The 26,237-nt window shown below is 51.4% G+C and carries 31 protein-coding genes and 3 pseudogenes; 12 read left to right on the top strand and 22 right to left on the bottom strand.

What is annotated here, in order from left to right; all coding sequences use genetic code 11:
• Nucleotides 1-8 precede the first annotated feature (8 nt).
• From MT962_RS12430 to MT962_RS12340, 19 genes are all read right to left on the bottom strand, one after another.
• Nucleotides 9-386, bottom strand: a complete 378-nt coding sequence (locus MT962_RS12430) for a hypothetical protein (RefSeq protein WP_247365730.1) — start codon at nt 384-386, stop codon at nt 9-11.
• 177 nt (nt 387-563) lie between these two features.
• Nucleotides 564-710: a hypothetical protein gene (locus MT962_RS12425; RefSeq protein ID WP_167541497.1), complete on the bottom strand. Its 147-nt coding sequence runs from the start codon at nt 708-710 to the stop codon at nt 564-566.
• A 666-nt stretch (nt 711-1,376) separates the two neighbouring features.
• Nucleotides 1,377-1,727: a hypothetical protein gene (locus MT962_RS12420; protein WP_247365729.1), complete on the bottom strand. Its 351-nt coding sequence runs from the start codon at nt 1,725-1,727 to the stop codon at nt 1,377-1,379.
• Entirely contained in the window at nt 1,724-2,218 is a 495-nt protein-coding gene (locus MT962_RS12415; RefSeq protein WP_247365775.1) for a lysozyme, read from the bottom strand. The genes MT962_RS12420 and MT962_RS12415 overlap by 4 nt, the downstream gene beginning before the upstream one ends.
• A 7-nt stretch (nt 2,219-2,225) precedes the next feature.
• Nucleotides 2,226-2,456, bottom strand: coding sequence for a hypothetical protein (locus MT962_RS12410; protein WP_051373948.1), 231 nt, complete (start codon nt 2,454-2,456; stop codon nt 2,226-2,228).
• Nucleotides 2,457-3,065: 609 nt separating this feature from the next.
• Nucleotides 3,066-3,257, bottom strand: coding sequence for a hypothetical protein (locus MT962_RS12405; protein ID WP_024558469.1), 192 nt, complete (start codon nt 3,255-3,257; stop codon nt 3,066-3,068).
• A gap of 167 nt (nt 3,258-3,424) precedes the next feature.
• Nucleotides 3,425-3,580: a DUF3927 family protein gene (locus tag MT962_RS12400; RefSeq protein ID WP_024559552.1), complete on the bottom strand. Its 156-nt coding sequence runs from the start codon at nt 3,578-3,580 to the stop codon at nt 3,425-3,427.
• Nucleotides 3,577-4,005, bottom strand: coding sequence for a tellurite resistance TerB family protein (locus MT962_RS12395; protein ID WP_024559530.1), 429 nt, complete (start codon nt 4,003-4,005; stop codon nt 3,577-3,579). Before MT962_RS12395 ends, MT962_RS12400 begins: the two co-directional genes overlap by 4 nt.
• Nucleotides 4,006-4,535: 530 nt before the next feature.
• Nucleotides 4,536-5,345, bottom strand: a complete 810-nt coding sequence (locus MT962_RS12390; protein WP_024559551.1) for an antitermination protein — start codon at nt 5,343-5,345, stop codon at nt 4,536-4,538.
• 18 nt (nt 5,346-5,363) lie between these two features.
• On the bottom strand, nt 5,364-6,422 hold the full coding sequence (locus MT962_RS12385) for a DUF968 domain-containing protein (RefSeq protein WP_247365727.1): 1,059 nt from the start codon (nt 6,420-6,422) through the stop codon (nt 5,364-5,366).
• Nucleotides 6,419-7,144 carry a DNA-binding protein gene (locus tag MT962_RS12380; RefSeq protein WP_247365726.1) on the bottom strand — a complete coding sequence of 242 codons (726 nt, stop codon included), beginning with the start codon at nt 7,142-7,144 and terminating at the stop codon, nt 6,419-6,421. Before MT962_RS12380 ends, MT962_RS12385 begins: the two co-directional genes overlap by 4 nt.
• 14 nt (nt 7,145-7,158) lie before the next feature.
• Complete coding sequence (locus MT962_RS12375) at nt 7,159-7,542, bottom strand: RusA family crossover junction endodeoxyribonuclease (RefSeq protein WP_247365725.1); 384 nt, start codon at nt 7,540-7,542, stop codon at nt 7,159-7,161.
• Nucleotides 7,539-8,024: an SOS-response repressor and protease LexA gene (locus MT962_RS22305; protein WP_348773185.1), complete on the bottom strand. Its 486-nt coding sequence runs from the start codon at nt 8,022-8,024 to the stop codon at nt 7,539-7,541. Before MT962_RS22305 ends, MT962_RS12375 begins: the two co-directional genes overlap by 4 nt.
• Nucleotides 8,021-9,217 (bottom strand): phage N-6-adenine-methyltransferase, encoded by a 1,197-nt coding sequence (locus MT962_RS12365; protein ID WP_247365774.1) that lies wholly within the window; start codon nt 9,215-9,217, stop codon nt 8,021-8,023. The genes MT962_RS22305 and MT962_RS12365 overlap by 4 nt, the downstream gene beginning before the upstream one ends.
• The gene (locus MT962_RS12360) at nt 9,217-9,651 is read right to left on the bottom strand and encodes a PerC family transcriptional regulator (protein ID WP_247365724.1); all 435 of its coding nucleotides are present in this window, start codon (nt 9,649-9,651) and stop codon (nt 9,217-9,219) included. Before MT962_RS12360 ends, MT962_RS12365 begins: the two co-directional genes overlap by 1 nt.
• Nucleotides 9,648-10,487: a conserved phage C-terminal domain-containing protein gene (locus MT962_RS12355; protein WP_247365723.1), complete on the bottom strand. Its 840-nt coding sequence runs from the start codon at nt 10,485-10,487 to the stop codon at nt 9,648-9,650. Before MT962_RS12355 ends, MT962_RS12360 begins: the two co-directional genes overlap by 4 nt.
• A complete protein-coding gene (locus MT962_RS12350; protein ID WP_188723317.1) occupies nt 10,484-10,651 on the bottom strand; it encodes a DUF4222 domain-containing protein in 168 nt (55 codons plus the stop codon). Before MT962_RS12350 ends, MT962_RS12355 begins: the two co-directional genes overlap by 4 nt.
• Before the next feature lie 193 nt (nt 10,652-10,844).
• Nucleotides 10,845-11,381, bottom strand: coding sequence for a YmfL family putative regulatory protein (locus MT962_RS12345; protein WP_188723316.1), 537 nt, complete (start codon nt 11,379-11,381; stop codon nt 10,845-10,847).
• 30 nt (nt 11,382-11,411) lie between these two features.
• Nucleotides 11,412-11,669, bottom strand: a complete 258-nt coding sequence (locus MT962_RS12340) for a helix-turn-helix transcriptional regulator (RefSeq protein ID WP_110877009.1) — start codon at nt 11,667-11,669, stop codon at nt 11,412-11,414.
• Nucleotides 11,670-11,766: 97 nt separating this feature from the next.
• On the opposite strand from MT962_RS12340, the gene MT962_RS12335 reads away from it, so the two are divergent.
• On the top strand, nt 11,767-12,462 hold the full coding sequence (locus MT962_RS12335) for a helix-turn-helix transcriptional regulator (RefSeq protein ID WP_188723725.1): 696 nt from the start codon (nt 11,767-11,769) through the stop codon (nt 12,460-12,462).
• A gap of 267 nt (nt 12,463-12,729) precedes the next feature.
• Here the strand turns inward: MT962_RS12335 and MT962_RS12330 are convergent, their stop codons facing one another.
• Complete coding sequence (locus MT962_RS12330; protein WP_188723315.1) at nt 12,730-12,981, bottom strand: bssS family protein; 252 nt, start codon at nt 12,979-12,981, stop codon at nt 12,730-12,732.
• A gap of 541 nt (nt 12,982-13,522) precedes the next feature.
• On the opposite strand from MT962_RS12330, the gene MT962_RS12325 reads away from it, so the two are divergent.
• The 11 genes and pseudogenes from MT962_RS12325 to MT962_RS12275 all read left to right on the top strand — a co-directional run bounded on the left by MT962_RS12325 (nt 13,523) and on the right by MT962_RS12275 (nt 24,696).
• A complete protein-coding gene (locus MT962_RS12325) occupies nt 13,523-14,161 on the top strand; it encodes a hypothetical protein (protein WP_247365722.1) in 639 nt (212 codons plus the stop codon).
• Nucleotides 14,158-14,628: pseudogene (locus tag MT962_RS12320) on the top strand (class I SAM-dependent methyltransferase); the annotation flags it as partial. The gene MT962_RS12325 and the pseudogene MT962_RS12320, both read left to right, overlap by 4 nt.
• Nucleotides 14,629-15,071: 443 nt before the next feature.
• Entirely contained in the window at nt 15,072-15,278 is a 207-nt protein-coding gene (locus MT962_RS12315) for an excisionase (protein WP_247365721.1), read from the top strand.
• Nucleotides 15,239-16,420, top strand: coding sequence for a site-specific integrase (locus tag MT962_RS12310; RefSeq protein WP_247365719.1), 1,182 nt, complete (start codon nt 15,239-15,241; stop codon nt 16,418-16,420). Before MT962_RS12315 ends, MT962_RS12310 begins: the two co-directional genes overlap by 40 nt.
• 418 nt (nt 16,421-16,838) lie before the next feature.
• A complete protein-coding gene (locus tag MT962_RS12305; RefSeq protein WP_247365717.1) occupies nt 16,839-17,753 on the top strand; it encodes a DUF4760 domain-containing protein in 915 nt (304 codons plus the stop codon).
• Nucleotides 17,754-18,077: 324 nt separating this feature from the next.
• Nucleotides 18,078-19,318: pseudogene (locus MT962_RS12300) on the top strand (integrase domain-containing protein).
• A gap of 142 nt (nt 19,319-19,460) precedes the next feature.
• Entirely contained in the window at nt 19,461-23,084 is a 3,624-nt protein-coding gene (locus MT962_RS12295) for an AAA domain-containing protein (protein ID WP_348773184.1), read from the top strand.
• Between the two features lie 67 nt (nt 23,085-23,151).
• A pseudogene (locus tag MT962_RS12290) lies at nt 23,152-23,250 on the top strand (integrase core domain-containing protein); the annotation flags it as partial.
• Between the two features lie 191 nt (nt 23,251-23,441).
• A complete protein-coding gene (locus MT962_RS12285) occupies nt 23,442-23,828 on the top strand; it encodes a hypothetical protein (RefSeq protein ID WP_247365713.1) in 387 nt (128 codons plus the stop codon).
• Between the two features lie 142 nt (nt 23,829-23,970).
• Nucleotides 23,971-24,156 carry a hypothetical protein gene (locus MT962_RS12280; protein WP_247365711.1) on the top strand — a complete coding sequence of 62 codons (186 nt, stop codon included), beginning with the start codon at nt 23,971-23,973 and terminating at the stop codon, nt 24,154-24,156.
• 213 nt (nt 24,157-24,369) lie between these two features.
• Nucleotides 24,370-24,696, top strand: coding sequence for a hypothetical protein (locus MT962_RS12275; protein ID WP_247365709.1), 327 nt, complete (start codon nt 24,370-24,372; stop codon nt 24,694-24,696).
• A gap of 7 nt (nt 24,697-24,703) precedes the next feature.
• Here MT962_RS12275 and MT962_RS12270 read toward each other — a convergent pair whose 3' ends face one another.
• The gene (locus MT962_RS12270) at nt 24,704-25,516 is read right to left on the bottom strand and encodes a DUF4225 domain-containing protein (protein ID WP_247365707.1); all 813 of its coding nucleotides are present in this window, start codon (nt 25,514-25,516) and stop codon (nt 24,704-24,706) included.
• Nucleotides 25,517-25,625: 109 nt separating this feature from the next.
• A complete protein-coding gene (locus MT962_RS12265) occupies nt 25,626-26,066 on the bottom strand; it encodes a GNAT family N-acetyltransferase (protein WP_247365705.1) in 441 nt (146 codons plus the stop codon).
• Nucleotides 26,067-26,237 lie beyond the last annotated feature (171 nt).

Here is a 26,237-nt window from a genome sequence, read left to right as displayed (position 1 = left end):
GACGTCAATTAACGAACATCAATATCAGGGATGATCGCCGACGGCTTGAAGGTGACGCGGTAATGATTAACGCTGGCGTTCGTGCCACTCAGGTCTTCCATAAACCAGGTCACGTTATCCGACAGGCCCAGTATGTGCTTTTTGTACGTGTCCGGCCCGGTCTTGCAGATAACGCCCAGCGTTCGCTCGGTGCTGGTACTGTCCTTTGAGCAAAGCCCGGTAATTTCCAGCATGAACTCGCCGGTAATCCCGTTATAAAAAACAAAGCGCCGTTGCGCCTCGAAGTTATCAGCGGCCTTGCTTACGTTACGGCTGGCTACATCGGCATCATTAATATCGCAGGCAGCAAGCACCAGCACCGCCAGGCAGAGAAGCGTCTTTCTCATCACGTTTTACCAGAGTAATTGATTGTCTCGTTGCTCAGGGAGAGCAGTGGGCCGGAGTAGCGGCGCTTCACAGCGTGGCTAACCGTGTTGTTGTGCAGCGGAGAGAACATCATCAGGCGCTCTGCTGTGAAAGCACCTTGTGATACTCACAAAAAACCGCCCGGAGGCGGCTTCTGTTCATTCTGGCTCTTTATCACCAGATTCTGGTGCTGAGCCAGGATCATCTTTTTTGGTTGTTTCTGACTGCTCCGGCTTATCGTCATCTACATTGTCCGGGATGGGGCTAAAGTCAGGATGGTCACCATTAACTGGACGGTCAGTCATATGAACCTCTCTTTTCACTTAAAGGATCTTAAGTCTAGTCAATTCAGGAGCCATGCCAAAATATGTCGGTATAATCAGCATCGGTACGTTTGAAAACGCAACTGGCGGTGCTAGCTATAAGCCAAGCCAATTAATAAGAAGTCGTAAACTAACAAAAGCACGGAATGCCAACACTAAAGATGCATTTGATTTGTAATTTATCAGAGAGCTGTTATTGTTGCCCCGCTGTTAAAGCAAGAAGCACATAAAAAAGATTGACTCATAATTGCCTCCGCACCGGAGGCTTTTTTTTGCCTGTTTTTTATCAGTAATTTTGAATTCATTATTCTCAGTTAGTGCATAAGGCCCTTACTGTTAGTCAACGAATTATCTAATAGTCCTTATCTGAGAATTAGCTGAAGCCGTTGATAATGCTTATACATAAAACAAATTTATCCCTCTGGAAACACTTCAAAAGATAGCGAATAGTTATAACGTTAGACTATGTGTGGCCATTGGCCCCCTTCTGGTGTTTCAACAGAGGTTTCACCAGAAGGGCTGTTTTTCTGCAATTACTTCACCGCGTTATACCAGACCTGCCAGCGATACTTATCAAGCCGAAGCTGGCGCAGACATTCTGCCGTCTCAACATCAGCCTGCAGGTCTTCGTCGCTGTTCCTGCCAGCATCACTTGCCTTGCACGGCTCCTGCATCAAATCCGCTGATGGAGTTGGCAGCGTCGATAGCTCGCTGGCGCAGCCGGACAGACTCATCATCAAAATCACAGCGGGTACGATTCGGGTTCTGAACATATTTCACCACGTCGCGGGTTATGGTTCTGTAAATGACTTTGCCTTCACTGGTGGCCTGCGCCGCTTTTTTCTCGCCCGACTGGACTGCCTTAGCCGCCTTGTCTTTCTTTTTGGCCGCAAGCGCGTTGATGTAGTCAGCATGCGCGTTCCAGCCGGAACGCCAGGAGAGCAAGCAGGTAACCGCGCAAAGTGAGGCGCAGAGCATAAGCACATAGCGAAGCTTCATTTCTGACTCCAGTTGCAGACCTCATATTCCGCGTCGCGACGGTTCATTAGACCTTTCCACTTTTTGCCACCAGCGAATACCCAGCGCTTCAGCTCGTTGCATGCCCCGGCATAATCGCGGGCGTTAAGCTTCTTCATCAGAGTTGAGTTGATTGCCGCCGTAGCGCCGACGTTATAGGCGAATGAGTAAATTGCCGCGCGCTGCGTATCGGTGGTTTTAACCCTGATATGCGGATCAACCTGCCTGGCGATTCGCGCCATATCAGCGCGGGTCAACGCATCACACTCTTTGTCCGTGTAGCGTTTGCCGGTAATGATGTCGCTGCCGGTGTGTCCGTCACATACGGTGAGAACGCCAACGACATCCCGGTAAGGCAGATACTCACGCCCTTCCAGACCGTCTTTGCCGGACACCATTACCGTGGCGATTGCAACAGCGCCACCGCCACCAGCAATCGCGCCGATAATGCGGTTTCTCAGCGTGGGAGACATTGCCATGCTATTTCTCCTGCGGCTGCATTACCGCGTTGATGTCCTGAACTATCTTCGCGGCTTCCGGAATGCTGTTTACATCGCCCCGGGCATAAGCGGTTTTGAGTATGTCGGTGCGCTTGCGCTCCTCCTCAATAACCGCCAGGTTGCGCTTGTTGTTGGAGCGATACGTCAGCCAGGTAAATAACGCGGTGACAATTGCCCCCAGGGCGAAAAGCACATCCTGAAGAGTCAACATGGCGAAGAATCCTGTTATGGCTGACCAGAAATAAGACCAGAATCCGTTTTGGGTATTCATACGTAGCATTTCTCTCACCTCCGTTAAGGGTTCGGAAGTGCTGTGCGAAGTGGGGAATGGCCGCGAGGCACGCGGTTAAAAGGCATTTGGTTGCTGATTGCCTGCGGCCAAAGTAAAGCCCGGGCATGCCAGGCAAAAAGGGGCACAAAAAAAGCCAGTCCGGAGAGGACTGGCAACACACACAACAGTTTTATTTCGCGCCGGTAGCCTTGGCAAACCACATCTGGCTTAAGTGGTCCGCGCCTGATTACCGCTGTCGGGTTTATTCACAGAGCGCTCCGGCGCGGGATTTTAACCAGACACGGGAAGTATTAACCGCCCACTATCAACGTCAATAATGAACTGCTGCGAAACTGTAAGCAGTTGCATCTTTGTTTATAAAAAAAGGCCAGTTCACAGAGAACTGGCCGAGTATCAGGATTCACTCAAGTAAGCTAATTATGGCGTGGCGCCGGAGTTATGCCGGGGAGATGTTGCCGCCACGGTTAAAATATAGATGCCCGGATAAGCGAAGGTGTGACTCCGCTCACAGAGCGAGTAAATCTTTATTCATGCTGGTGGCTGTAACGGACCATCAAGAACCGAAGCCTCTTCTTTCATCGCTACCCAGCCGCTGGTTCCGGCAAAGTGCCAGACGCCGTTAACCAGTTCACCTGTTTCATGGTGCCGCGTTTCTTCCTGCGAATAATACGCCACCAGCTTTTCGCCAGCGTAAAGCACCCAGTAAAAGCCCTCTTCCATCCCTGCCCCCTGTGATTGTTAAACTAAACAGCCAGACGGTGGAATTATAGAGTGGGCTTATAGCGGTGCGATAAGACTTGCTCAATTCTGCTGCCAAACTCACACGATGTTTACCGGGAATAAATAACGCGCTGTCAAAGGCGCCCGCAGACGCCTTTTGCAGAGAGTTATTTAGTTGTTTTAAGCATCGGCAGGAGCAGAAGAACTACCCCGGCCACCAGCACGCCATCCGCCAGGACAGACATCACTTTGCTGGTGAAGTCGATAGCGACAACCAGAAAGAGCAGCACCCCGGCGGCGGCGAAGCGGAGTTTTTTCATCAGAGGTGGTTTTCCAGACGCAGGCCCAGCGCGTTAGCAATCTCTTCCAGCACCTTGCGCTCTTCCGGCTCAACTTCACCGTCAGCTTCAGCAATGGCAACCGCCACATCGAGCACGTCTTCTGCTTCGCGGGTATCGTGCTTAACGTCTTCAATCTCGCGCAGCGCAGCACGGCGACCAATCTTGAAATTGGTATCGAGCTGGCCGACGATGGTCGCGCTGATGGAGTTGATTTCAGAGGTGAACGCCGCCAGCGCAGGCTGGTTACGCAGTACCTGCTCAATCTTCGCCTTCTCTGAGGCTTCACATTCACCATCGGCATACGCTACCAGGTACGCGGCGTTTACCACTGCCTGCGCCAGATCGCGCTTTTCGAACTTTTTGATGTCGCTTACTGCTTTACGGGCTTTTTTACCGAAACCGAACATAGTGACTTTCCTTTTAGGGGGTGAGCCAGCGCTCAGGATGGTCAGCCCACAGAGACGGTCACACCGACCATCACTCTGGCTCACCTCTGAAAGGCTCTGTGGTTGAATTGCGCCGAGCGTGGCGCGGGTATGAAAAAGGCCCGCGTATGCGAGCCTCAGTAAATTCTTTGCCACATCACCGGAGTGGTCACGCTCATGCCCTTGAGGTGCTGTCGCTTCATCGCCGCTTATAACCGGTACACGTCTGGCATTCGCGCTGCTTTACCGGAGCTTGTTTTAATCTATGACCCTAACCCATCACTACACAGGCTCGCTCGATGGCGACTCGGGGCAGCATCATGACTGCTGCTCTGCCTTGCGGCTGCGGTCTGCCCGTTTAGATCTGCATTTTCAAACCCTCCAGAAATGAAAAAACCCGCTCGGAAGCGGGTTTATTAACGCTGGATACACAATGCCCATCGTTGGGAAAACCCTAACCAAGTTTTCCGAATTTTGCAAGCATTGTGTTGCCATAATCTATAAAAATGCCTCTATCTTGTGACTTCGCGCAAAAGCTTCTCTGCGTAAGCTTCTTCCTGCCAGCACTTCGTTACCAGTTTATCGATGACATCTGCATAGCCGCTGTACCACTGGTGTTTAGTCAGATCCGGCACCAGTTGCTCTACAACGCTACGAGCAAGGCTGGTGGGAATGCGGCTAAAGCGATTGCCATTACAGCGACCGCATACCTTCTGCACCGGTACACCCAGCAGCCTGGTGCGTTTCTCATCGAGCACGGTGCCTTTACCTTTACAGCCACGACATGCGGTACTTAACTCACCTTTCCCGTTGCAGCAGTCGCATTTAACTCTCTCGATGCTTTTCACCTCTGTCCAGCGCTCCCAGTCAGACGGTCTGACTGCCCGGGATTTGCTTGCCCAATAAGGCGCTTTTCCCCATGGGTATGTAACTTTACGCGTAACCTTTTCAACAGATACCTGCCCCTCACCTTCGCATTGCGGGCATGCGGACTTGCTGGCTGCCGAACGGGAGTAATCTGCATAAGCGAATCTAACCAGGCAGCCAATGACCTCAAGGCGCGTTTTCTCGCTCAGCTTATTCAGTACCGGGTTCTTCAGCGCCAGCGCGTAATTAAACAGCGCATCAATAGCAGGCTGCGGATCCTGAATACCCATCTTGGACAGGAAGAGGCTGAACCCAAACGAGGCCTGGCTCTGAACAAACCCCTGCGCGGCCATCACATCGGTAATCGTCAGCGCGTCGCCGCCGGTGGCTGGCGTCGCATCGTTGAGTTTCGGGGATTTCGGGGAATAGAATTTCGGTAAGGCTTCAAGGTTCATGCTGTGGTCTCCACTCCACTACGCCAGAACGCCGATTGCCAGCGCCCTGTCTAAAAAACGAAAAATCAGCTCAAGCTGCGAGCCGTATTTCTCTTCGAATGCCACGGGGTCCCGGTGAAGCTCGTCGTGATGCTTTCTGCACAAAGGCAACACAAAGAGGTCATGGGCTTTGGTACCCATTCCACCCTGCCCGTGGCCGATCAGGTGGTGGGGGTCGTCTGCGTGCTGGTTGCAGCACGCGCACGGCTGCTGCTTAACCCAGCGTGTGTACTTCTCGTTTTCCCAGCGCTTGCGCTTGGGCCGGAGCATGAAGCTTTCCGGCGACTCAGGGTCAACTTTCAGCGCCAGCAGCTGCGGCTGTTCGTTCTGCTCCGCCAGCACTTCTTCACTGCTCCTGCATTTCGCCGCGGCGCCAGCACGACCGGCTTTTGCTCTGAGAATTTCCGTGACCGGTACCGACGGCACGATATCGCTTTCGCGTGTTACTGAATGAATTGGCTCCGCCGGCAGCCGCAGCGCGCGGCGGGTGATGCTGTCGGGAAGCGCATGGGTTACTTCCTCGCGTAGCGCCCACCAGCAGAGTTCCGGCAGCGTAAGCTCATGGGAATCATCGAACCCCAGCGCGCCGCGTGCCATCGCTATAACCCAGGCTACCACATTAACCCGGGCCATTTCTGCAAGCCGTTGCGTATGCTGGCCGCTCAGCACGTTATCGCAGTGCCAGCACACTCGGATCGCGCCGGGCGCATGGCGAAACGTCTTAAGTTCGTGATGGTGGTAATCGCTGTGCGGGTACTGGCAGCCGCCCTCATTGTTCATCAGCCAGCGCTCAAGCGAAGGCATACCACCCGCCACGCGGATCACGTGTTCGTTACTGAAAAAGCCACTCAGTGCGGTATCTTCCGCCAGCGGCTGCCGTGCGGGCGGCAGCGCCCCGGTGGCCAGGTGCGCCATGCTGGCGGGCGGAAGCTCCACCAGCACGCGGCCAGAGGTGAAGATAGGCATCAGGTCAGCGCCCGGGCGCAGCAGCACGATCCCCATGCCGCGGGCAATTTCCGGTGTTAACAGTGCTCTCACGCTACATTCCCCTTTGCCACATGCTCAGCCCACAGGCCGCCGATCCACTTAACGCCCTTCGGGGTAAAACGCGCCTGGCTGAAAGCGTGGTTGGATGTCGTGGAGGTCCCCGTTTTCACTTCGAACCGTCCGGCATCGATATGCTGGTGGCGCGGCGTCAGCACGCCGCCGAGACGGTACATAATCTCGTTGTCTATCAGGAACAGGCGAAAATCCGTTTCTTTGGCTTTTAACAGCTTTGCCACCTGGCGGAACGACAGCGAGCCGCTGGCGGTACAGTAGCGATCGACAAATTCAACTTTCGGCGCCGCGGCGGCCAGCTTCAGCGCCAGTCGCTCTTTCTGCTCAGCAAGGTCAGCAGCAAGGCGCAGCGCCTCCGGCAGCGACTGAGGAACGATCGTCTGCTGGACGCTCTCAAGTTCCTGCCAGCGGTCCACGAGGCGCGCGGTAAACTCCGGGCAAAGCTGCGCAACAATCACGTAGCTGTCACGCTTATTCACCTGGTAGTGGTGATACTCCTGGCCGTTCTGCGGATGGGTGTACGGCAATGCCGTATACCCCTCGATGACGCCTTTCTTCATTAACCGCTCGATAGTCGTACACACGTCGGTATGACGCGAACTGACAAGCGAGGCTATCTCACGGCTGGACATAGAAAGTTCCGGGCTGGCTAACGCCGCGTGATGAGTCGGGCAAACAGGAATTAGGTTTGTCTGGTTCATACGTTTCTCCATTATCAGGCGGCTGCACCCGCCACAAAGTTACTGATAGTGATTTCCACCTTCCCTTTGCTGGTCACCGGTCCCCACTCCACCAACATCTTTTTCACCTGGCTGTCGTCCTCCCATACGTGGGCGAGCGTCAGCGCGTCGAAAAGCGCTTTAAGGTAGTTATCCAGATCACGGCGTTTACGGTCAGGTGGGTAAAGCACCACTTCCACCGCCACCAGGCTGGTGGTCGGTTTGGGAATGCGCCGCAACTGCTCAATAACAGCAGCCGCAGCTTTGCTCTGATATTTGCGCCCGTCGGCGCTGACAAGGTGTCGGCCCTGTAACGGCCCCTTGCTCGGGGCGCGCCAGTAGCTGTTAACGCTGGGCGGAAAAGGCAGAGTCAGTTTCATTCTCCCTCCAGCTCAAGGTTCAACTCGAAAGGGATGTCGGCACCGTTAAAGCAAAGATGCCCAAACAGGTTCATGACGGACCAAAGCTCCATTGAATAGAAGCCGTCGCTGTCCGGCTCCGGTGTTTTGATGTGCCGGGCTGTAAAGGGATGCTGAGCGCGCAGCTGTTCGTACTGATGATTAAACTCGGCTATCGCGGCATCGTTAAGCTTCAACCGGGCTATCGTGTTGAGGTTCACTTTAACCAGGCGTTTTTCTGCCTGGCTGTTGATGGTGATGCCACGCGACACACCTTTAACCAATGTGATGGCGCCGCGCTGCTGGAGTGAGCGCAGCATGTTACCTGCCGCGTTCGGCGAGGTGGCCCCCATAAGGGAAGCCACTTCTTTCTGTGTCGGCGGGTAGCCGTGCTCTCTAATAAACCCTTTGAGCAGCGCCAGCACCTCCTGCTGGCGAGCCGTTAAGCGTTGGGTATTTGTCATGCCACCTGCTCCCGTGTCTCTACTGCGGCCCGAACGCAGGCGCGCAGCACCCGGATGTTGTTCCAGCTTTTGGGTTCAATCGAACCGGCCACCCGCAGGAAATCTTCAATCGCAAGGCTGTACTCCTGCTCTGCCTCATCAGCGACAATCGCCAGGCGCTCCTGCGTATCGTGCCGGGCGGCATCATCTTCAAAGGCGAAATCATTCAGCGCCATAAAGGCCTCGAGCTTCACTTTGTTGTTGTGCTTTCTGATAAGCCCCAGCGCACGGTTAATCACATCCGTTGTCACCGTAACCAGTGATGGTTGCTCTACCGAATCAGCGGCCCAGCTGTGCGCGAAGCGGGATTCATGGAAGGCATATTGCTCTTTCGCACCAAAGGCCGCCTGAGCGCAGGCCCAAACCTCAACGCCGCTTTGCGCCAGAATGCCCGCAGAGCTGAGAGGAAATTCAGGTTCAGAGGGCGGTTCAACCTGCTCTGCCTTTTCCTCAGGCTGCGGATCTTCTTCAACTGCCGGCGTAACGTTTTCAACCACACGTGGCGCCGTGCTCGCCAGCATGCGCTCTGCCTCACGTCGAATCTGAGCAAGAAACGCGTCGCCGCGTGCTTCCAGCTCGTTCCTGCTGATGTAGCTCATCGCCGGACCGCGCCAGGTCTTATCGAATACCACCACCGCACCAGCGAAGAACGCACCGGTCGGTACCTGCTTTTCATTTTTCGGGATAAACCACTTCGGCAGGTCGAAACCGATACGTCCACGGATAAAGGCAACGTGATCCGCATCCTCCGGCCACCACACCTCGCTGGTGGCTGCCTTGATCAGGAATACGTAACGACCGCCCTTTTCCCGCATCGCGCAGGCGTGCTGCATGATGTAGCGCATACCAGTGATGTATTCGCCTTCGTGCTGCGAAGCGCGGCTGTATGGCGGGTTGCCATATGCGGCGCCGTTGAGTTCAGCGAGGCGCGCGGACCAGTCCTGCGTCAGCGCGTTATCTTCAGCGGTGTAATACGCCTCGCATTTTGAATTCTCGCCATCTGAAAAAAGGTCCAGCACCAGCGGGCCGAACATGGCGTTGATGCCCCAGAAGATGTTGTCAGGCGTGCGCCACTGGTCGCCGACTTCCTTAAGCTCGTGTGCCCCGCGGCTGCGCAGTTCGGCAAGCGCCTGGCAATAGAGGTTATGTGCCATCACTTCTCATCTCCTACGTAGTTTCCGGCCAGATACCAGGAGCGCTCTTTATGGCTGCTCACCAGTGCGAGACACTGACGGCGGCGGGTTGCGTAATGCTCCCGCTGCTGGTCTGTCTTTGACGCTGCCATCAGGTCAAGGCACTTATCGCCAGCGCGGCGGTAATAACCCTGGCTCAGCAGTCGCTTCAGCTCGGCTTCCAGCATCTGGATTTTGTCGGAGGCGCACAGCGCACCCGGTGCATCTTCAGCGGCTGTGGTATACACATAACGGCCGTCTTCGAAGCGGCGAGTAACCTTTCCGGAAAGGTGCAGGCGACTCACTGAAGTGGTGAGGTTTGTCTTCGCTTCGCCTTCAAAAACCTTCATCAGGTCAGCGAACGCGATGCCCGGCTGCGAGATGATTGTTGAAAGAACCTGATCCTGTAATTTCATCCTCTGAACCCCGCTGGAATTGTTGTGTCTACCTGGCTAACTGCGTTTACGTCTCTTTCACGGCTATGGCCCCACTGCTCACGTGGCGGGCGTTTACGGTCATTCCAGCGCGTAGCATTGAGCAGATAGCCTTCGAACTTGCTCGGGATGAAAAGCGTTTGCGGGCGCATGTAGTCGTACCATTCCGTGTCGCGCCATTGCTCCTGCTTGTAGTCGACAACCAACTGGAGGTCTGCCACTGTGTGGCCTTCGCGCAGCCGGGCGCGGATGTTTTCGAGAGAGGATTTAGAGTTCTGGTAGCGGGCACCCGTTACCAGGTTCAGATGTTTCAGAACCTCGATAGCCTGATCGGTAATTTCCTGTTCAGGGTCCGGTAGCGAAGCGCCCGGACAAGAAGGTTTTTTATCTGATGGATCTGGTTTTGAATTTACTGACGGATCCCCGCCAGATTCTGACGGGTCAAAACCGCCAGCAAGACCGGATTTTGATGCCTCAAATTTTGACGGGTCAGATTCTGATGCGTCAGATTTTGACAGATGAGAAAGCGCAGCAGCCTGCAGCCTGGCCACGTTCAGACGGTACACGTTCGACGCGTTGCGGTTGCCGTTGCGGCGCTGCGTACGGGTAAGCCAGCCCTCTTTCTCCAGCTTCGCGATCGCCGTTCTGATAGTGCTCGGGCCTGCGCCAAGTTGACGCGCAATAGTTTCGATAGAAGGCCAGCAAACGCCTTCATCGCTGCTGAAGTCAGCCAGGCGCGCCATGATAGCGACGCTGGATAATTTCATGCCCGACGCTGCGCAGCCATCCCACACGTAGCCGGTTAACTTAGTGCTCATGCATCAACCCTTCTGAACTTCTCACGGAACCGCTCAACAGGCTGCATGCAGTCGTGCGGATAGCCGGCGCGCCGGAAGATAACCTTTCGTTTTTCACGGTCGTAACCAACGACGTGGACTTCAACGCCGCGCCAGTCGCGGTATCGTCTGTCGAGTTCTTGCACAGAAACGCCTCCGCCTGGCTGTTGAAATCGCCTACCACCCATTCAGCGAACTGGTAGCTGACACATTCACGCCCGCCAGGTATTCTCACTGCATACCGGTACTGCGCCGGACCGGCTCCACCCGGTACCGGCAGCGCAATAAGTTGCGACCTGCGGTACTGTGTTGTTAAACTGTTCATGCGTAGTTTCTCCACTATTGAAAAGACGCGCCCGACGCCTCGAGCTGCACACTCGGGGCGTCACCTTTTCTGGTGCTCATAAACACTTCTACTGCCTGGTCTGAAACCCCATACAGCGCCATAAATCCCATGAAGCCGTGAAACTGGTGTCGAATGGTTTTGCGAAACAGGTCGGAAAGCTTTTTCCGTTCGTGACGGTCAATCACCCCATCCCCTGCTGCTTCAATCTGCGCCTGCGCCAGCTGGCCTTTCGCCGCGTTCGCCTGCATATCGAGTGAAAACAGGTCCACGTTGTCGATTGATTCCGGCTTCGGTACATCCACCAGCAGTTTGCCGACACGCGCCGCGGCGTATTCCGCCAGCATCGAAACGCCGGACAGGTCTTCCATGCGCTCTAGTTCTGCCAGGGTAAAGAAGCGACTGCCGCACTTCTGGTACATGTGGTTGTGAAAGGTGTCGATGGACATGCCAAGATCGGCAGCCATACCAAGACGGCCTGCCGGGTGCGCTTTACACATGGCGCTGATTGCTGCTTTGATGCTGTCTACCATCTTGTTTTTCCTTTGGTAGTTACTGGTTAATTAATTTGCCGCTAAATTGGCGTTGCCTGGTTTAGCTGCTTCAGGTTCGGCTGACTGGTAACGACTGGGATAAAGAATCTGTAACTCGTCGATTTCCCCTTCGTAGAACTTCACCAGCCTTTCAGCTAACTCAACGGAAGGAACTTGTTCACAACGTTCGATGCGACTGAGGGTGGCTGGGTCAACCTGAACACCGCCAGCTACATGCGATAACGTATAGCCGTGCGAATTACGCAACTTTCTTAATGGTGATTGCATAACGCCTCCTGTATTTGCGTATTACGCATGTTATTGCATGTTATCAACTTGCGCAAGTTGCTTTGCATGACACGCAAAAAGGACATGTAATGTGCGCATGAACATAGGAAATCGAGTAAGACAGCTTCGCTTGGCGAAGAATATGAAAATTGCTGAATTAGCTGACGCCGTAGAGGTGGATGCAGCAAATATCTCTCGTCTTGAGACCGGTAAACAAAAGCAATTTACAGAACAGACACTTAACCGTTTAGCGCAAGCTTTAGGCGTTAATGTCGCAGACCTCTTTACCTCGACCGATAATGCGACTACTGTATGTAAAAACAGTAAAACAGATTCCGCAGTCGGAGAGGGTACCGATGTGTTTAGAGTCGAAGTTCTTGATGCCAGTGCAAGCGCTGGGATTGGTTATATACAAGGAAGTGATGTGATTGATGTCATACAGGCCATTGAATATAGCCATGAAAAAGCTTTAGCGATGTTTGGCGGCAGATCCGCTGGAAACGTTAAAGTAATTAATGTTCGTGGCGATAGCATGTCCCCCACCATTGAGCCTGGCGACTTGGTTTTCGTTGATGTCTCGGTTAACGAGTTTGACGGTGATGGCATCTACACTTTCGGGTTTGATGGAAAGATTTACGCCAAAAGACTCCAAATGATACCTGACCAGCTTCTTGTAATTTCCGACAATCCTAAGTATCGGGAATGGAGCATAGATAAGAGCAATGAGCATCGTTTTTACATCTATGGCAAGGTTTTGATTAGCCAATCGCAAGCCTTCAAACGGCATGGTTAACACGCAATAAAAAAACAGGTCGCTAGTGCGGCCTTTTTTTGGATTTGGAAATTGCGAATTGCGCAATTAATACTTGCGTTACTCGCAATTAGAGTATATTTTCAATTTATCGAAAGCGAACAGGCAGGACGCCCACGAAGTAGCCGCCGGTGGCGCATGAATGACCGGATGATTCGCTGAGACAAATTTAAGGAATGTTGGCGGGAGACATAAAAGCGCCATTACAACTCAGCGCCTTACTAAAGAATCGGATCAGGCCAGACGTTTTCAGTGCTTCTCTTGTTGAGAGTCACTTTGATCGGATTTCTGCAAATTCCGAAGATGCCTTTGCAGCTCTGAAATCAACGTTTCAACCATTTCTGGAGGAAACGCGAAAAATTGAGACCGGTGTTCAGTGTTAGTGCCGTCTGCGGAGTAAGTCAGGTAAGTGAGTTTGAGAGCAAGCGCCTGGTAACCGGGTAAAGGTCCAGCCTTCCAATCGGTAACCGGAAAGACAGAGGTGCGATTCTTAATAGCCATGTGAAAACCTTTATATGCAGAAGGAGAAACTAAATCCTTATAGTTAAAGCAACTACTGGATCATACAGCGGAACTAACAATTATTTAAGCTAGCAAAAACTGTAGGTAGTAAATCCTGTTTTGGTAGTTCGCCCTGTTACGTGCAAATACAGCTGCCAGCTTTTTCAGGGCTCAGCATTCTGGCTCCCTACGACCTGGTGTCAGAACCCTGAGGAATGACGTTTGGTGTCTTTCGGCGGTACAGGTTTCCCTGATTTTCCTGCTACCGCCAATTTTTTACGCAACATGTGAGCGCACCACCGGCGGGACGGCTCATAACCTAATCCGTGCCGGGCACAGTGATAGTAGGTAAGCGCGTGCAGGTGCTCTCACATGTTGTGTGGAGAAACTACCGGGCGGCCTGTGCAGGTGGCCGCCCCCCCTCCTCCGGGAGGCCTGAATAAATCCCGTTGAAGCGATTTAACCTATCTCGCATGGGTTGGGTTGTTGCAACCAAAATCCAGCGCGGTGCAGCGCGAAATATTAAGTGGAGGAACATGCAGTGAATTACGAAATTACTAAGGAACTGGCTAAATCAGGCCACCAGTTGGCGGTGCTGCTGGGTACTCAGCAGCACTGCCAACTGGATGCAGCATCCCTTGTCCAGCGCATGGCCGGACAGCTCGAAGTCTTAGCCGCAGTGCTGCGTGAGAAAACAAAGCGCAGCGACGCACTGGTAGCCGAAAACACCTTCCTGATGAACATGGCAGCAAGAGAGCTCAGCACCTCATGGATGTTTCATAAAACCATGCTCGGCGCGCAGGCGGCATTGGTATGCGTTGCTCAGGGAGATATCAAATCCGCGCGCGACTGGCTTGAAGGCACTACTGACGAAGCTGTTGCCGAGCTGCCGGACAGCATCACTGTCGCAGGCCTTCAGCCATGGTTCGATAGCCAGATGGTCTGCTATGACGGTAAAAGCGGTTTCTTAACACGTAAGCAAACGGAAGACGCTATCAGGGCTCATTGTCCCACCACTGAGGCATCGCAGCGCGAGCTGCAGGCAAAAGGTGTGGAGAAGTTCGCCGAGACTCAACGCGCATTAATCGGCACACCCAGTAAAAATGACGCAGCGTTGAGTTATTCGGCCAGGGCTGCGAATGGGTTCGCCGCAGAGCTGCGCAAAGGCGGTGCAGCATGACAGATATCACCCCCATTCTCGATATGTGCTGCGGAAGCCGCATGTTCTGGTTCGACAAGCAGGACGAGCGCGCTGTGTTCATCGACATTCGGACCGAAGAACATACGCTATGCGATGGTCGCCACCTCGTTATTAATCCGGACGTAATCGGCGACTTCCGCGCACTACCGTTCACAGATGCCACCTTCCCTGTTGTCGTTTTTGATCCTCCACATCTTAATCGAGTTGGCCCTAACGGCTGGCAAGGGAAGAAGTATGGAAAGCTGAACCGGGACACCTGGCGCGACGACCTACGCGCTGGGTTCAGAGAGGCCTTCCGCGTACTAAGACCACACGGCGTGCTGATTTTCAAATGGAACGAAACGCAGATCCCGGTTAGCCAGGTTATCGCACTGACAGATGTGAAGCCTGTTATCTGGCAGCGTACCGGCAAAGCGGACAAGACTCATTGGATTATTTTCGTAAAAAGATCCGCAGGAACAGTAGTTCAGCCGGTGCGGGGAATACTGGCGTGCGACATGTGCGGCCACGATGCCTTTTTGCAGGAAAACGGGTGGTATGAGTGTGACGAAGGACATTCATTCGTGGTGCGCCGTGACGCAGCGCCGGGTAAGGAGGGATGATGCCAAGCAAGCTGAAAAAGCGGCGGCAACGCCGACTTAAAGCAGATATCGCATGGTGGCGCGCTGAAGCTGGCGATCTACACGCCAGGGTGATGGAGCAGGCAAACGAACTGGCGGACCTGCGGCGGCAGCTGGCAATTGAACGCGGCGTCGCGGCTGATAAGACCACCAGCCAGTGGCAACCAGCAGCAAGATGTGAGGTATGTGTTGAAGGTGCCCGTGGAGGGTGCTCTTCGTGTGTGTTTAACCAGGAATAGCCGGGTGCAGCCGGTCTTAGTGGAGGAATTATGCTGAACCTCGATTGTGTTCCGATCTCGACTTATTGCAAAGAAACTGGCGAGACACCGGATGCCATCAGCAAACGTGTGCAACGTGGCGTTTGGCGTGAAGGCGTTCAAGTTCTGAAGGTGGAAGGCGTTAAGGAAAGATGGATTGATCTTAATGAGGTTGCTAAATGGGCAAGACAGAGCTGCCAAAACTCCCGCGCGGCGTGACCGTAAGGAAGCACGGCCAGGGAGAGACGATAAATCTTACTTTCACCTATAAGGGGGTTAAATGCCGAGAGCCACTCTCTAATCTGGAAGTGAATAGTAAAAACCTGAAATACGCCGAGCGAACCCTCGGCGAAATTCATAATAAAATTGAGCGTGGGACATTTGTATATGGAGATTACTTCCCGCGCTCAGCTCGACTGAAAATATTCGGCAATGCTGCTGCTGGTAAAACCGTTAAGATGTACCTGGACGAGTATATTGTCATTTGCGAAACACGAAAATTATCGCCTTCAACAATTGGAGGTTATAAAAAGTGCCGTAGCGCGCTGGCTTCGCTTCATTCATTTCCGGCCAGCGAACTTACGCCAGCAGCGGTGAAAGCCTGGATACAGAGCCGAACCACAACCTTGAAGACGATTCGTAATCAGCTTTCTTTCCTGCGCTCTGCTCTTGATGAAGCAGTAACTGATGGCGTGCTGCAAATAAACCCGGTGTCGCTGGTTACCGCTTCACGATACCAGAGGGATAAATCGAGCGCTGACAGTGATTATATTGTCGATCCGCTGTCACCAGCTGAGGTTAGCGCCCTTTTATCTTCAGCAGGTAATAAGCAGTGGGAAAACCTGTTCATGTTCGCCATACAGACAGGCTTGCGTAGCTCGGAGCTTTGCGCGCTGCGCTGGTGCGATATCGACTTTATTGGAAAGACTGCTCACGTTCAGAACGCGAGCGTAGTCGGCGTAATAAAAGGCACTAAGACCAAGGCCGGAACTCGTAAGGTGGAGCTCAACGAGCAAGCAATGGCAGTGCTGGCTTCTCAGAAAACATTCACCTTCATGAAAGACGCGACGATATTTGAGGACCCGAAAACAAATCAGCCGTGGGCCAGTGCTGACGCGATACGCAAAAAAGCTTGGGTGCCAACATTAAGAAAAGCGGGTATTCGTTACCGCAACCCTTATCAGACTCGACATACTTTTGCGACTCGCCACATCAGCCAGGGCGCTAACCTTTTCTGGCTAGCCGGACAGATGGGTCATAAGGGGCCAGAGATGCTTTTTAGGCACTACGGCGCTTACTTGAAGGAATACGATGGTAAAGCAGCTATCCCCATGAATAGTAGAGCAAGGATGCCCTCCTAAGTTGCAAAATAGCTGCTACTCTTTAAGGTACAAAAGGATATCAAGCGCAACTTTTTTACGCATAAGCGACTGATATTAAAAGGGAATTGTGGATAGCAATAGTTAAGTGCAAAATAAATATATTGACATTACATATGCATCTGTTTTTAAAGGTTATTTTTATTGGTTTTCACCTTTAAGGTACTCAACTTATGCTTGAAAAAATGTGTCATAACCTGTTATGCTTGGCTCCATAAAGCAATGGACTTATCGAAATTCATTTATTTTCAAGTGGATAGTAAACTGGAGGAATCATACATGGCTCACATCCTTAGCGTAGGTTTCGGCGAAGGCTAACCATCCGTCTATAATCGTTGTGCAAAAAGACCTCCATCAAGGGGGTCTTTTGCTTTGGGAGAAAGAAAACGTGGCGTCTAGAATGGTTATAATTACTTGCACCCTGTTTGTAATTATGTTGTTAGTGAGAGGGCTTTATACCTTTGTTTTTCCCGGCACAATCCCTTTCAGTATGGACATTATTGATTTTCTGATTGTTGCTTCCGGAGCTGGAAGCTTGGTTTCTTCAATCTTTTGCTTCATCAGTAAAAGATATCCAGATACTGTAGAGTTTCTCCCCATTTTCAGCAGCGTTTGCTACGGCATCATCTTAGCTGGCTATGCGATTCTCAGGTACTATCCTGCTTACCAAACGTCGCTATCAATTATGGTAACTGGAATGCTCGTTGGTATGGGGTGGTGGATACAATGTATTACTTCTGCTGCAAACTCTCGCCGTTCACATACCCTTAATATGGTCATTAATACCCGTACTAGTCCTGAGTATCAAAAACAGCTCCGTAATAGTACTAAATTTTATCGTGGTATGCGCTATGTGCCACAAGAACTGTCTGAGTGGCGTTGTAATCCTGATAAAGAAGAATATAAAAATATGCTTGTGCCGGACGAATATCGTGATGCGATAAACGGCTTGCTATACATCCTTAATTATTTTGAGTTTTTGGCTCAGGGAATTAAGTTTAGAGATCTAGATGATAAATTGTTGAAAGAATGCTTCTCTAGTTTTCTCAAAGGGATCGAGAGGAGAGGTTTTCATATGATTATTGAATCTCAAAAACAAGATCGTCTTGCTTTTGAAGGCATTATTGAGCTGTCTAAAAAATGGAACGGTTCGTCTTTTGTAGAGACACATAGAGCCAACCCCAACACAACCGAGCTGGGTGTACCCTATCCTTCTAATGAAATTATTGAACGTATGATTGCTGGTAGGCCACTAATTGATATGGAACCATCTGTAGTTTCGACGCCCGAATCTACAAGCCTACCTGCTAGCTAAGTTCTTATCGGACAGCAGTGGGAAGCCAAAGGAGCCGCGAAGGAGCCGCAGAAAATTTGCCGATGATTTTTACATTAAATTTCAGTCAATTAAATTAAAACGGACACGGGTTCAACTCCCGCCAGCTCCACCAAAATTCTCCATCGGTGATTACCAGAGTCATCCGATGAAGTCCTAAGAGCCCGCACGGCGCAAGCCCTGCGGGCTTTTTTGTGCCTTCAATTTGTCCCGCGAAGTCTGAAGGAACTAATTAAATCCGAACCTTTTAGGCACCTCAAAAACAATAATGCTTTATGAGGTGCCTAAAACTATGGAACCTCGGCAATGGCAAAACAAACTAAACCTCTATCCGTGAAGGAAATCGAATCCGCCAAACCCAAAGAAGCGGACTACGTTCTCTATGATGGCGATGACCTTGAGCTATTGATCAAATCCAGCGGGAGCAAAATCTGGCAGTTTCGCTACATTCGCCCTGTCACCAAGAAACGAGTGAAGAAGAGCATAGGCCCCTACCCGTCAGTTACGCTTGCCGATGCCAGAAACTACCGGGCAGAGTCACGCTCTCTCCTGGCGAAACAAATCGATCCACAGGAACATCAGCAAGAACAACTTCGCAGTTCGTTGGAAGCCAAAACCAACACTTTCCAGCTCGTTGCTGAACCTTGGTGGAATTTGCAGAAAGCCAGTGTGACAGAAGACTACGCCAAGATATCTGGCGCTCTCTTGAGAGAGATGTCTTTCCTGCAATTGGCGACGTCAGCGTTACAGATATTAAAGCTCATACACTGGTTCAGACCGTCCAACCGGTTCAGACCAGAGGAGCGCTGGAAACCGTTCGTCGCCTTTGCCAGCGCATTAATGAGGTCATGATCTATGCCCAAAACACAGGGCTGATTGATGCTGTTCCCAGCGTTAATATCGGTAAAGCCTTCGAGAAGCCTCAGAAAAAGAACATGCCGAGCATCCGCCCTAATCAACTGCCTCAACTAATGCAGATGATGCGAACAGCGAGCATCAGTCAGTCAACACGATGCCTGTTCATGTGGCAGCTTCTTACTATTACCCGCCCTGCTGAAGCGGCTGAGGCTCGCTGGGAAGAGGTAGACATGGAAGCGCGAGAGTGGAAGATCCCTGCAGCACGCATGAAAATGAACCGCGACCACACTGTTCCATTGTCAGATTAAGCAATTGCGATATTGGAGATGATGAAGCCGTTGAGTGGAAACCGAGAGTTTATCTTTCCCAGCCGCATCAAGCCAAACCAGCCGATGAACAACCAGACCGTTAACGCATCGCTAAAACGCGCAGGTTTTGGTGGGGTGCTCGTTTCACATGGACTGCGATCTATTGCCAGTACGGCCCTTAATGAACAAGGCTTTCCGCCTGATGTTATTGAGGCCGCACTTGCTCATGTGGAAAAGAATGAAATGCGACGTGCCTATAACCGCAGTGATTACCTTGAATAGCGTCATCCGATGATGCAGTGGTGGGCTGACTTCGTTATGGCAGGTGATCAAGGAAATGTGATTGAAGGAGGTATGAAAGGAATGCGGTTAGCGGGGTGACGAATTCCCACTTTAGTACTGCGCCGAATGAGACTTTATATTTCAGCCCGATAAGTGCCAAGAGCGGAAGTTAACAGTTATAGAAGGCAAGCTAATTAGCATAAAATCTCTCCACTGAGAGGATACGGGGCAGCAGAGATAAATGATGAAAAGGCAGTATGCGCAAAAATCAATTTTCGATCTGGAAGCAATTTTCGAGCGGTCGCGCAACAACGCTAGTGAACTTGAATGTCTGTTAAACGAGCTGGCCTTTCGCAACACTTCCAAGTCGCGGACGCTAACGACTAAAATCGAACAAACCCTAACAGCACTTAGCAGTCGCAGAGTGGCCTCCATGCCAGGCTCTAGTCCATCAGCAAGTCATCTTGGTTCGGCGCCCACACAATCTCCCCAAGTAGTGCCCAGCGATGCGCCTGCAACGGTAGTGCAACTGCGAACGAAGGCTACTCCAGATCCTTTAATGCAACAGCAATTCGGCAAGGACCAGATCGATCTCGGTCCGCTTCCATCTTTCTCTCCGTCAGTTAAGGCAAATGATGCGCGCGCGATACTGGCAGCATGGACAGTCATCGAAGCACTGTCGCCTCAAAGCTATAAACGCCCGGAAGATATGGCAACCGGCGACCGCTCCAGGGTTGCTCTATTGGAGCGAGGCGTTCCATGGGGACCAAATGCCCGCAGCAAACCCAACCATAGGCTTTATTTCGAGGTCGTCCTCGGCGCCATCGCTCTCGACAAGGCGACAGACGAACTGGTTAAGGTCTTTGGCGAGGACGAGGAGCGTTCACGCCCGGACGGTAAGAAAGCGGCCATCGGCTCGATCTTGATCGACAAGGAAGGTTATGTGCTTGAGGACAAAGGCGTCGCCGTTTCCAGTTTTGCCTGGGCGCTCAAGCCAGCTCTCGATATGAAGCTCGGGAGCTTAGGGAATTGGCCGAATGTTGAGCCGCGCATTATCGAGCATCTGGATCGAATGGTTCGCCGCCACAACAAGGATGGAGAACCCATACCGATCGATTTGGATGTCGTTCTTAACGCTTATAAATGGCTTGTGTCGCAGTTCGGTGTACCCGAGCATTTGGTTGAGCCACCCACATTCGCGATTAAGGTATTTCATCATTTTAAGGCCAAGGCGCCGCCTGAGCCTTCGTTACTGAATTCCTTCTATCTTGAAGATCTCGGTGAAGCAGCCAAATTGCTCGAGACGGGCGAAGCTGGAACCGGTTTGCGGCGCTACATGGGAATTGGCAGGCCTGACCAAAAAATCGACGTGCTATCGCCCATTTCCTCAGTGGAGCCGTTCGTCGCACCGTCGCTCATGCCGCAGGCTCGTTGGCCTTCGAAAGGTGGTCATCCATTGGTGCTGCTTCAACAGGCTGCCGTGAATGCGGCGCGTGCTGAGCTGATTGATGCACCAGGTATCATCGGCGTCAATGGGCCACCGGGTACCGGAAAGACCACTCTTTTACGGGACATCGTCGTTGGGTGCGTTCTCGATCGGGCCACGGCGATGTCCGGCTTCAACAAACCGCAGGATGCCTTTTCTACAACAGGCGAGAAGCTGGCATTCGGTTCCAATGCCTTCCTGCACTTCTACAAGTTACATGCATCCTTGAAGGGCCATGAGATCGTCGTAGCCTCCTCCAATAACAAAGCGGTCGAAAACGTCAGCAAAGAGCTGCCCCTCAAGGAAGCCAATGGTCGCCATGAACAGATTGCCTACTTCCGGTCCATCAGCGACCTGATTGCGAACCCCAAACGCGCCGGCTATTTCGAAGCCGAGGGCGACACTCCCTCCGATCCTATCGAAACCTGGGGACTGATCGCCGCCGCGCTCGGCAAGAGCAGTAACCGCGGCGCGTTCCAGCAGAGTTTCTGGTGGAATGAGGACGGCGGTTTCCTTACCTACCTGAAAGCAGCTCGCGGCCTGAATGTCATGCGCGAGATCAAAGACGAACGAACTGGCGCAATCATTGATCGCGTGATGCCCAGCGTGGTCGTCAATGAGCGGCCCAGCACTAACGAAGCGGACGCTGCTGCGGCCTGGCGGAAAGCGCGAACCGCATTCCTTAAACTCAAGGAGACCATAGACACCGAAATCGCAAGCATCGAAGTGATGCGCCGTGATATCCGGGCGCTTAAGGAGGCAACCAACGAACTTCAAATGTTGAAACAACGTCGTCCGAGCCTGAATGAAGCCATCGAAGAGGCACACCAGATTGCTGAATCCTGCCAACGGGAGCATGAGAAGGCAAAATCGCAGATCGAGCAGGACAAGATCATGCTCGACAGCCATCTTGCTTGCCGTCCAGGTTTCTTCTCCCGTTTGTTCGCGACTGCGGCCTGGAAGTCGTGGAGATCGACACTGCAGAAGCTCTCGGCGACTTTGCAGCAATCAGTCTTACGGGCGCAGGGGACGGACGGTGCCCTGGAGCTTGCAAGGGCTGAGTGGAGCAAGACTGAGTCCCAGTTACAGCAACTCGACCAGGAAATTTCCAGCAAATGTCAGGCTGTCTCGAAATTGAAGGCGACCGCGGCTCAGGCACGAAACCGCATGGGCGACAGAGTCGTTGACGAAATTTTCTTCGAGCGCGAGCACGCGGCTATCCACCTTACGGCGCCATGGCTTCCCGATGAGGTTCATCGCCTGCGTGAGGATTTGTTCGCCGCCGCTTTGGCGGTGCATAAAGCGTTCATCGATGCTTCGGCCAGCCGCTTGCAACACAATCTTGGGCTATTAATGTCGGGCATGGTGGCTGGCGCCTTCCGATCTCCCGCTCACTGTGGACTTCTCCCCGATCTTTGGTCGAGCCTTTTCATGGTGGTGCCAACTGTGTCCACGACGTTTGCCTCAGTACGGACGATGTTCGGGGATCTGCCACCGGAGAGTATTGGCTGGCTTCTGGTCGATGAAGCGGGCCAGGCTGTTCCTCAGGCGGCAGTTGGAGCAATCATGCGGTCAAAGCGCTCCATTGTAGTGGGCGACCCGTTGCAGATCCCACCTGTAGTTTCGCTTCCCGAGAAACTGAATGCCGAAATCTGCAAGTTCTTCAATATTGACCAAATCGAATGGTCTGCCCCCGCTGCATCTACGCAGACCCTTGCAGATCAGGCATCGCGCTTCAAATCCACTTTCTTCACGGACATAGGTAATCGAGAGGTCGGGCTGCCACTCCTCGTTCACAGGCGCTGCCAGAACCCTATGTTCGATGTCTCTAACTCCATCGCCTATGCCGGACAGATGGTCCATGCAGTCGGGCCTAAAAGACCTGGCTCTATCGGCTCGGCGTTGGGGAGATCTCACTGGGTGGATATCAATGGCGATGCTGAGACGAAGTGGTGCCCCGACGAGGGCGAAGCGGTTGTACGAATGCTCAAAGAGCTGGCGGCATCGGGTATTACAAATCCGGACGTATTTATCATCACACCATTCAAGATCGTAGAGCAGAACATGCGTCGGCGTCTCGACAGTGAAACTGATCTGCTGCGGGCGTTCGGCGTAAATTTGGATGAGTGGTGCCGTGATCGTGTAGGCACGATCCACACGTTCCAGGGCCGAGAGGCGGACACGGTCATCCTGTTGCTGGGTGCGCCGAAAGCTAGCCAGCAAAGGGCGCGTCAGTGGGCAGCGAGCCCGCCAAACATTATCAATGTAGCCGTCTCACGCGCCAAGCAAAACCTGTATGTGGTCGGTTCGGCTGCTGCATGGGCTGGCGCGGGAACTAGCCTGCAGGTTCTGCAGCGGCAATTGACGCAATCAGCCTGACAATCTCCGAGGCGGCCCTCATTCTTGAGGGCACATCGCGACTAGTCTTCAATGTGTAAGTATCCCGCTGAACGAAGTGCGGGAAATCACGGGGAAATGGTTGTCAGAATATAACAGTGAACGTCCGTATGAATCACTGAACAATATGACACCGAAGGAATACCGGCAGCACCATTATTTGGCCGGGATCTCAAAAATGCTTGGAACTAAAACGGGTCTATTTACAGCCACAGGTGTATGTGCCGCAACAGCACCAGTTTGTATTGGTGTTGCGGCTTTAATTGGGGGCATTCTTGCTTCTGTAGGGACAGATCTTCTGTTTGGAACAATGTATGTATCACCGCAGGGGAGAAACTAATGCACCTTACTGAGGCAGAACTGGCCAGCCGCGTTCCTGTCTGGTACGCACTGTCAGAGCTTTTTACCGGTCGAGAATTACAGGACTACGATTACAAGTGGATAGCGCAGATGCTTAAAGAGTCCGGTAAAAGTCGTGAGGAAATTTTCAACATACTGGATCACGAAGTCGCTCCAGCCTTACAGGCCAACCTCTTGTATAACCCTACGCCAGTGATGGAGGGTTGGTCAGAAGAGGAAATCAAACGTCTGGTAACTCAGTACGTAAATAAAAAACCAACAATCATTGAGCGAGTCGTCCCCACCCGCTTCCTGTTAAAACAGCGCCGAAAGTATATTCAGGATGAAATTGACAAGCTCTGCGCTGAAATGGATAAATGCACATGAACGAGATGTGATGATAAAGGTTAAACAAAGCCATTGGTATACGTTCAGATATACCAATGAAATTTGATGATTACTTATTTTTTAATCCTTTATAAATTTACTTCACGTTTCTTCGTCTGATTGTTGTTTAACAGAGCCACACATGAAGCTATTTAAAGCCCGCAAAGTGAAAGCCCTTGGCGGGCTTTTTGTCCAGTACACCTTCATGCCCCTGTCAGAGCATAAAAAAGGCAAGCATAACGCCCTTCTAAGTATAGTTTTATTATCTGCTTATATAATTGCCGCAATGTCTGGAGTGGTAACAGCTAACAGTATGGCTTTTGATTAACCAATGCTTATTCTTTCCTTTCATACAGAAGCCCTGCATCCCTTAACAGGACATGACTAATAATATATTACGTAGCGGCGTACAGCCTTATGCGTACGATATCTGCCTCGCTCACGCAGTCGCTACGACATGAATCTAACAAAAGTGTTTCAAACGTCGCACTGAGCAGGTAAACTCTTTTAGGACATAGGGCCAGGCCTGAGATTGGATAAGATGAAAAAAGAAATCAGTGAGAAAAATCTTCGCGACTACGGTTTTACAGAAAAAAATATTTCACGCTTGAAAGAGATTCTGTCACGCGAGGAAAACCAAAACCAATCTTTTACTACACTTATTGTTGATTTGAGCAAGCGATTCTATGCTGGAGTCATCTGCATACTATTGCTATTAGCTTTGTTTTTATTTGCTTTTGTTTTTTACCCTGCGTCGGTGATACTGAGTTATATACCAGTTATTGTGTTCGGCGTAATTGCTATTTATTATTTAATTCCTTTAAACCTTTCATGGAAAGCTTACAGACTCATGAAAGGTTTAAAGTAAACACAAGCTAATTTTTGCTGTGTTTGATTTCATACAAATTATTACCGATTTGCAGCCCTTTCCAACCGGCACCGGTACCTTTAATCGCAAGCGCAGTGCGATTCATCGTTGACACTTTTCTATAGAAGTCTGGTGTTGTATAACGATACAGGCGCCATACGTCGGGCTTAAGTGTAAGCTTGAATAAGCCATAATACGAGGTAGATAAATCAACAAGTTGATATGCAAGTAACCCTATACGACGATCAAACCCCAGAAATCGCGCTGAATTTTCATAAGCATCCCTTATAATATTGGATGGGTTTTCAGCACCAACTAATTTTTGAATATTCTCCGCCGCAGATGAAGCACCATTAAGAAATAACGTTGCACCGGCAGCGATACCAATTATGTTCCCGTCAGGAAGAGAACTTGCAAAAACACCGACGCCTGCAACCATTTGCAACCCGGATAACACGACGCCTATCCCGTCAATAATATAACCAACTATCTTACCATTCTCTTGATATATTTTCACCGATGCAGCAACTACAGACTCTCCGGTTCTTAGCATCCGGTCCTGTATTTTTAAATTGTCGTTCTCGTCACGAATATTTTTAATATACCTATGGCAATCTTCATCATTAACGCTATTTTTAATAGCAGCAATCTGTCGCCGCGCAAAGTCTTTGACTTCATCCTGAAACCTTATGCGCGTGAGAGCATCACCAAGATGAAAAGCTGATACACTCATTGCCGTATTCATTAGGCTATTGGTTTCAGCCATAGCCATTGTCAGAAAATAGTTTAAAAAAGGCTTATTCCCAATATAAATATCCATTTCCACCTCTCGAATAATTTAATTTTATGTATATATCTTAACATGACTCTTACATTGCTGACAGGACAGTCAGAATATAATACTAGCACTGGCTTCTACTCGTTGGCAGTCAGATATTTAATCCCTTCCTCAACACCAACCGGTAATCCACCACCTCGCCTTTCTTCTCCAGCTCAACCACCTGATACCCATTCTTTACCAGCATCATCAGCATGGCCGGAAAGCTATTGCGCGTCTTTACCGATATGCTTTTATAAACTTTCTCTTTCGCCCACGTTTCCTGTGCTTCCAGCAATGCCTGCGCGACCCCGTCTCGTCGGTACGCCGGCAGCACGCCGCCGAGCCAGCTATAGAAAGTGTCTTTATCCAGTGCATAGCCGAGCTTAAAACCTGCTGGTTTTTCGCCAACATAAGCAATCAGCGCGCAGGCAGCAGAAGCACCAATGCGCTGTTGCAGCGCCGCGTTATCTACGGGCAGCGTGAATTCCGGGATGTGATGATGGAGGCTAACAATTTCATCAAGCGTGACGTGGCTAATAGTCAGTGACATAATTTTCATCCGTGGCGCTGAAAAAGACAATTCTAAGCATGAACGGCAAAATAAGGCCCCCCTGATTCTGGCAGTTAATACTCGTTGTTATTTAGCTTGATGAAATATGCGCGACCATTGGCGATTTCAAAACCTACCGTCACGCTGCGATTGGTAAACTTGTCACCCCCA

It is taken from the genome of Franconibacter sp. IITDAS19 (genome assembly GCF_023079515.1).
GTDB lineage: Bacteria > Pseudomonadota > Gammaproteobacteria > Enterobacterales > Enterobacteriaceae > Franconibacter > Franconibacter pulveris.
This window is presented reverse-complemented; position numbering and strand designations above follow the sequence as displayed.